The organism is Shewanella sp., from assembly GCF_051658185.1.
Classification (GTDB): domain Bacteria; phylum Pseudomonadota; class Gammaproteobacteria; order Enterobacterales; family Shewanellaceae; genus Shewanella.
Window position 1 is genome coordinate 1 of the sequence record NZ_JBOFMC010000132.1, and the last position, 7566, is coordinate 7566.

The following is a 7566-nucleotide window of genomic DNA, read 5'->3' on the forward strand; positions in this document are numbered from 1 at the left end:
GCGGAGGAGTACACACTTCACCTCACCTTGGGATTGACAGCTGCGCAAAAACAGTATAGGGAATCAGCAAGCCAGAATGAAAACGTACACTTTTAACGATTTCAAATAAAATAACGACTAAAGCAGCTAAAAATGACAAACTAACAAAAACAAACAATAATTTCACTAACACACAAAGCCTAAAGCTAACCGTGAAACAAATTTACAACCATTAAAAATCAATGCCTTACCATTTAATAATAAAGAGCAAAGGATTGATTTAAGTTAAATTCATTAGATTTAGTAATCCTTGTCGCAAGTTTTTCTCGTTTGATATCCCAGCTCGAGCTGCTTAAAATATGCACTGTGTTAAGGAGACGGTTTACAAGCACTGGTGAAGCGCCCCAGGCAAGCCCAACTTCGCGCATATTGCTTAAACTTTAGTGTGGAGAGAGAAATGACAAACTTATTTGAACGTCTGGTTAACAGCTACAAGCGTGTTTTTGTTGAACTTTATACCGCTCGCGAGCTGTAATTGTTCAATATTTACCGAACATCGATTCTGATTTAACTTGAAGTTTTGTTAGCGCAAAACGAGCCCCTATCTCCTTGAGATAGGGGCTTTTTCTTTTATAGCATGCCAAAGCAGCCTCAAGATGCCCCCTCGGCTTACCCGGGATAATATCGACGCGACTGAGATTTCTACCAATTAAGAGGTAATTATCGATTTAATGGAATATTTTACTGAGTAGGCACAAAATGAACGCGGGAATTACTTATAACAATATGAAAAATAATGTTTTTACTAAAAAATATCCTTGCCCAATAAAAAAAGGAGCGAACCATTCGCTCCTTTTTAATGACTGATGACCACAGTCTACAGCCGATACTTTTCACTTTTTGACTTAAGCCTGCCCACGCCCAACACGGGCTAACAGGCAAGTAAGCCCCTTAGCCTAAGCTGACCCGCGCATTACGGAACATCCGCATCCACGGACTATCTTCACCCCAAGCATCGGGATGCCAAGAGTTCGCGACAGTTCTAAATACCCGCTCAGGATGAGGCATCATCAAGGTCACTCGGCCATCCGTCGTACAAATGCCCGTTAAGCCATTAGGCGAGCCGTTGGGGTTTTGTGGATACTGAGTCGCGATTTCTCCTCTGCCATTCACAAAGCGCAGCGCAACTGTGCCAGAGGCCTCCGCTAGCGCGAGGGCTTGTGCACTGGCAAACTCCGCCAAACCTTCACCGTGGGATACGGCAATCGGCATCCGTGAACCAGCCATGCCTTGGAAGAATAGCGATGGGCTTTGTTGCACTTCCACTAAGCTAAAGCGTGCCTCGAACCGCTCAGAACGGTTACGCACAAACCGTGGCCAATGGGCGCTACCGGGAATAATCTCCTTCAGATTCGACAACATCTGACAGCCGTTACACACCCCAAGGGCAAAGCTTGAGTCACGCTCAAAGAACCGTGAAAACTCATCGCGAGCACGTTCGTTAAACAGAATCGATTTTGCCCACCCTTCACCGGCACCGAGCACGTCACCGTAAGAGAAGCCTCCACAGGCCACCAGACCGTGGAACTCCTCAAGGCTTATCCGGCCAGCTAAAATGTCCGACATGTGCACGTCGCGGCTTTCAAAGCCTGCGCGATCAAAGGCGGCGGCCATTTCCACGTGGGAGTTGACGCCTTGCTCACGCAAAATCGCCATCTTAGGTGCAGCGCCTTTCAAAATATAAGGCGCGGCAACATCCACACTGGGGTCAAAGCGTAAATCAACGGTTAGGCCCAGATCGGTTTCATCTTGCTTAAGTTTGAACTCCTCCAGCGCGCAGGCCGGATTATCCCGCAGTGCCTGCATCCGATAAGTGGTTTCTGACCACAACGTCCGCAGGGCGATACGGGTATCACTGAAGATCTCACGCCCGCCGTCGCAAATGGTAATGCGTTGATCGTCAGCCAAGGTGCCAATCACATGGCACGGCACACCCGCCATGGCAAATTGAGCTGCAATCTTGGCCGCATTATCAAGGCTAACCTGCAATACAGCACCGAGTTCTTCATTAAATAAGCGCTCTAAATCTGTGCCCTGTAGATCTTCAATATCGATAGCTAAACCGGTATTACCCGCAAACGCCATTTCCACTAAGGTGGTAAATAAACCGCCATCACTGCGATCGTGATAAGCGATCACTGACTGCTTGGCCACTAAGTCTTGCATCGTCTCAAAGAAACCACGCAACAGGGCCGCATTATCAAGATCCGGCGCAACATCACCTAGCTCACCAAAGACTTGGGCTAAGCAAGAACCACCAAGGCGATGTTGGCCGTTACCTAAATCCACTAACAGTAACGAGGTGTCACCTTTATCGCGGCGCAGTTCTGGCGTCACTGTCTTACGAATGTCTTGTACCACACCAAAAGCGGTAATGATCAATGACATGGGTGAGGTCACGGTTTTATTCGTCCCCTCTTGTTGCCAGGCCGTTTTCATCGACATTGAGTCTTTGCCAACGGGAATCGTTAAATTCAGCTCAGGGCACAATTCTTCACCCACCGCTTTGACCGCTTCATAGAGGCCTGCATCTTCCCCTGGGTGACCGGCTGCAGACATCCAGTTAGCCGATAATTTAATCCGCTTGAATGAGCCAATATCAGCCCCTGCGATATTCATTATCGATTCGGCCACGGCCATCCGCGCTGAGGCGCCAAAATCGAGTAACGCCAGAGGCGTACGCTCGCCCATGGACATCGCTTCACCGGCATAGGTGTCAAAACTTGCCGCCGTCACCGCACAGTCGGCCACAGGCACTTGCCATGGGCCAACGAGCTGATCGCGGTTAACTAAGCCGGTGACTGAGCGATCGCCAATGGTGATCAAGAAGGTTTTATCGGCCACAGTGGGCAGACTCAGAACGCGCTTAACCGCTTCTTTTACCTCAATCTTATCCTGTGCCAGCGCGGGTGAAACGGCTTTAGCCGATACCACATTGCGGCTCATCTTCGGCGCTTTACCTAATAACACTTCAAGGGGTAAATCGATGGGATTGTTATCAAAATGGCTGTCGGCAAGGGTCAAATGTTGTTCAGCCGTTGCTTCACCCACCACGGCAAAAGGCGCGCGCTCACGCTCACAAATCGCGGTAAATAGCGGCAAATCTTCAGCTGCCACCGATAACACATAGCGCTCCTGAGACTCGTTACACCAGATCTCCAAGGGGCTCATGCCCGGCTCATCTGAGGGCACATTACGCAGATTAAAAATCCCGCCACGGCCCGCATCACTGACCAGCTCAGGGAAGGCATTTGATAACCCACCTGCGCCCACATCGTGAATAAATTGAATAGGATTTTTATCACCCAACTGCCAGCAGCGGTCAATGACCTCTTGACAGCGGCGCTCCATTTCAGGGTTTTCCCGCTGAACCGAAGCAAAATCCAAGTCTTCACTCGATTGACCCGAGGCCATAGAGGAGGCCGCGCCGCCGCCAAGACCAATGTTCATCGCCGGTCCACCGAGTACAATGAGCTTAGCGCCAACGGTGATCTCACCCTTTTGCACATGCTCTTCACGGATATTACCTAAACCACCGGCTAACATAATGGGTTTGTGATAACCACGCACTTCGACGCCATTATGACTTGAAACTTCCTGCTCATAGGTGCGGAAGTAGCCGACTAGTGCAGGACGGCCAAATTCGTTATTAAATGCCGCGCCGCCTAAGGGGCCTTCGGTCATAATGTCCAGCGCGCTCACAATGCGGTCAGGCTTACCGTAGTTGCCTTCCCATGGTTGAACAAAGCCCGGGATGTGTAAATTCGATACCGTAAAGCCGGTTAAGCCCGCCTTAGGTTTAGAGCCGCGGCCCGTCGCGCCCTCATCACGGATCTCACCGCCGGAACCGGTGGCAGCGCCTGGGTATGGGCTGATGGCTGTTGGATGGTTGTGGGTTTCCACTTTCATCAAAACGTGCATCGGCTCAGTGTGATAGCTATAAACCCCATTTTGATCGGGGAAGAAACGCCCCGCGACTGAGCCTTCCATGACGGCGGCGTTATCTTTATAGGCCGATAACACATGCTCTGGCGTGGCTTCAAAGGTGTTTTTAATCATCTTGAACAGAGATTTAGGCTGAGTTTTGCCATCAATGGTCCAATCTGCATTAAAAATCTTGTGGCGGCAGTGCTCAGAGTTTGCCTGAGCAAACATCATCAGCTCGATGTCGTTCGGGTTACGCCCTAAACGCACGAAGTTTTCAACTAAATAGTCTATTTCATCTTCGGCAAGTGCCAAGCCCATCTCCACGTTCGCCACTTCTAAAGCGCGGCGACCTTCGGCCAGCACGTTAACGCTCTTAAAGGGCGCAGGCTCAGTGCGCTTAAATAACACATCGGCGTTGGCAAAATCATCGAGTACGATTTCAACCATGCGGTCATGCAGCAGCGCCTTCAGCGCATGTTGCTGCGCGGCGGTCAACGCATCGGCCTCGACATAGTAGGCAATACCGCGCTCCAAACGCTTCACTTTTCCAAGGCCACAATTATGGGCAATATCAGTAGCTTTTGAAGACCAAGGAGAAATGGTGCCGGGGCGAGGTGTAACAAACAGGAGTGAACCTTGGGGGATATGGGCTTCTATTGCAGGTCCATAGGTGAGAATTTTTTCAAGTTGCTCGCGTTCATTGTTATCGAGCGACTCGCTCAAATCCGCTAAATGGATATACTCAGCATAGATTTGGCGTACCGGAAGCGCCGCATTGTCGCAGGCCTCCATCAGCTTTTGCACCCTAAACGTCGAGAGTGCAGGGGCTCCGCGGATGATCTCCATCACGTCTATTCACCTTATTATTTATTATTGCAGGGGTCAGAGGTGGCGCTATTATAGGGAAATGTCCGTCACAAATCACCTGTGACCTTACGCAAAACACTGTTTCCTGTGATATAAAAAGCCAGCGAGCTAAGTGCTGCGCGTTGGCCATTGTACGATTTTTTTTCACAATGGCAGACAAACGGATATAATCCCAGCATCCGCAGCGCGGTTATCCTTGTTATTCCACTGGCCAGTCAACTTCTATCTAACTGTATTTTATTAATAAAGCATATCTAATGATTCGATTTTTGTGGGTGATGTTGAGTGTCTTTGTCCTGACGGCCTGTCAGCAAGCCGCTGTGGACGAAAGCGAAATCCCGCCAAAAAAAATCACCGAATTGCGCGTGGGGACCCTCTACGGCCCACAAATCTTTATGACCTCGGGCCAAGGCAATAGCGGATTTGACTATGATATGGCCGTCTTGTTTGCCGAATACCTTGATGTGCCATTAAAAATTCAACCCTTCACCAATAGAGCAGAGTTGTTTGACGCCCTAAGAAGAAACGAGATTGATATTATCGCGGCCGGAATAACCGATACCCCAGCCCGCCGTGAGCAATTTCGCCTAGGGCCGCCGCTATATCATGTTAATCAAATATTGGTATACCGCGAAGGCAAACCAATACCTAAGGATATCAGCCAGTTAAAAGGCAAAATTACCGTGATGGCGGAGTCATCTTTTGTTGAAACCTTAACCCAACTGCAAAAGCGTTATCCTAGCCTCGCTTGGGAGCAAGTCACCGATAAAGACAGCGATGAATTGCTCGCGATGATCGCCAACAAAGAAATTGACTATACGATTGTCGACTCCAGCAGCCTGCAAATTAATCGCCGTTATATGCCCGAGCTGCGCTCAGGCTTAGTGCTTGAAGAGAGGCAAAATGTGGTGTGGCTACTCCCCGCCAACGACAGCGATGGGTTAATGAGTCAATTATTGGCGTTTTGGCATCAAGAACGGCTTGTAGGCACCCTTGAACATCTCAACGAAAAGTACTTTGGCCACGTTAAACGTTTTGACTATATCGACACTCGTGCCTTCCTGCGAGCCATCGAAACCGTGCTACCACGTTATCGGCCATTATTTGAAACCCACGCGGGGACGGATCTCGACTGGCGCAAATTGGCTGCCACCAGTTATCAAGAATCCCATTGGAATCCCAACGCCCGCTCTCCCACGGGGGTGCGAGGCATGATGATGTTAACCGAACCTACGGCCAAAGAAATCGGCATTACCAATCGCTTAGATCCTGAACAAAGCATTCGCGGCGGCGCAGCCTATCTGCGTGACATGATAAAACGTCTCCCCGAATCAGTCCCCGAAACTGAACGCATGTGGTTTGCACTCGCGTCCTACAATATTGGCTATGCCCATTTAGAGGACGCACGTAAGCTTGCCCAATCAATGGAACTCAACCCCAATGCTTGGCGGGATTTAAAGAAGGTACTGCCGCTGTTGCAAAAACGTAAGTACTACCAAAAAACGCGCTACGGTTACGCCAGAGGCAGTGAAGCCGTGCATTATGTCGATAGTATTCGCCGCTATTACGACACGTTAGTGTGGGTGGATAATCAATCAAAAATGCCTGATGAGGCGCCGAGCGAGCTCCAAGATGAAGCCGCGGTTATCCTTCCTCCTCTGCCACTTAGCCCATCGCAGCCCAAGTAAATGGCGTGTAGGCCGACATTTTGAGGATAACATCAGCAGCTTGAGCCGACAGCATCTAGAACAATCTGTTGAAATGTCTATTTAAACACCAGTTAAACACGCAGGGATTGCCGCCCTCCTCCCCAACTGTTAGTGTCTTATACCAATCGAGTTACAATTTAGTAAGAAAACGGGGGCACTGCCCTTGCGCAATGGCACTGAGCGAGGGATGACGTAATAGTCGGTTAACTGTGATAACCCCCATTGCAGCAACCTTAACGATTAACGTGGCGGCGGTTAACATGGCAGGAGACGACATAGTCATCAGTTAACTCGTGGGCAATTGATGCCACCAACCATAAAGGCAACCGACCATCACACCGTCATCGCACACGGTCATCAATCACAGCGACTTAGCATTCAGCCGAAAATAACAATCAAAAATGGAAAAATTATGAGAAGAAAAATGAGCCATAACAATGCGTCACGCCGCCGCACCCTACTCAAAGTGCGTCATCGCCGTATACTCAATCGTCAAAAATTATTCTTCACATTTATCCAGTCTCAGGATTAATCGGAGATCGCGAGCGTTATCCTAGCTTGGGCGCGGATTTTAGGGCTTTTTTCTCTTGCCTGCGACGTTTAAAGAACTGACTCAACTGATCAGCACACTCCTGCGCTAACACGCCCGATGTCACCTCAACTTGATGATTAAACGCTGGATGCTGCAACAAATTGACCACAGAACCGGCCGCGCCCGTCTTCGCATCCGCAGCACCAAACACCACTCTGGCGATTCGGCTATGGACCATAGCGCCCGCACACATCGCACAAGGCTCTAAGGTCACATACAGCGTTGCACCAATAAGTCGATAATTTTCAACGACTTGCCCTGCGGCGCGTAAACAGAGGATTTCAGCATGGGCGCAGGGATCATGCTGGCTAATCGAGAGATTGTACCCCAGCGCAATTTGCCGACCATCTTTGACCAATACCGCGCCGACAGGCACTTCCCCCGCCGCCTCCGCTTTAGCGGCTTGAGCCATAGCCACTTGCATCCAGTGCT

The 7566-nt window shown here is 49.7% G+C and carries 3 protein-coding genes; 1 reads left to right on the plus strand and 2 read right to left on the minus strand.

Annotated elements, in window-relative coordinates; genetic code table 11:
• Nucleotides 1–930: 930 nt before the first annotated feature.
• Nucleotides 931–4812 carry a phosphoribosylformylglycinamidine synthase gene (purL, locus tag ACRCZA_RS05595; protein ID WP_438673483.1) on the minus strand — a complete coding sequence of 1294 codons (3882 nt, stop codon included), beginning with the start codon at nucleotides 4810–4812 and terminating at the stop codon, nucleotides 931–933.
• 278 nt (nucleotides 4813–5090) lie between these two features.
• Between purL and mltF the strand changes: the two genes are divergently transcribed.
• The gene (gene mltF, locus ACRCZA_RS05600; RefSeq protein WP_438673481.1) at nucleotides 5091–6521 is read left to right on the plus strand and encodes a membrane-bound lytic murein transglycosylase MltF; all 1431 of its coding nucleotides are present in this window, start codon (nucleotides 5091–5093) and stop codon (nucleotides 6519–6521) included.
• Nucleotides 6522–7090: 569 nt separating this feature from the next.
• Here the strand turns inward: mltF and tadA are convergent.
• Nucleotides 7091–7566: tRNA adenosine(34) deaminase TadA (gene tadA, locus ACRCZA_RS05605; RefSeq protein WP_438673482.1), on the minus strand; the 476-nt coding region annotated here is incomplete at its 5' end.

Bases quoted from the DNA above. Each gene is read 5' to 3' on its own strand.
- mltF (WP_438673481.1), top strand. From the start codon at position 5,091: ATGATTCGATTTTTGTGGGTGATGTTGAGTGTCTTTGTCCTGACGGCC.
- purL (WP_438673483.1), bottom strand. From the start codon at position 4,812: ATGGAGATCATCCGCGGAGCCCCTGCACTCTCGACGTTTAGGGTGCAA.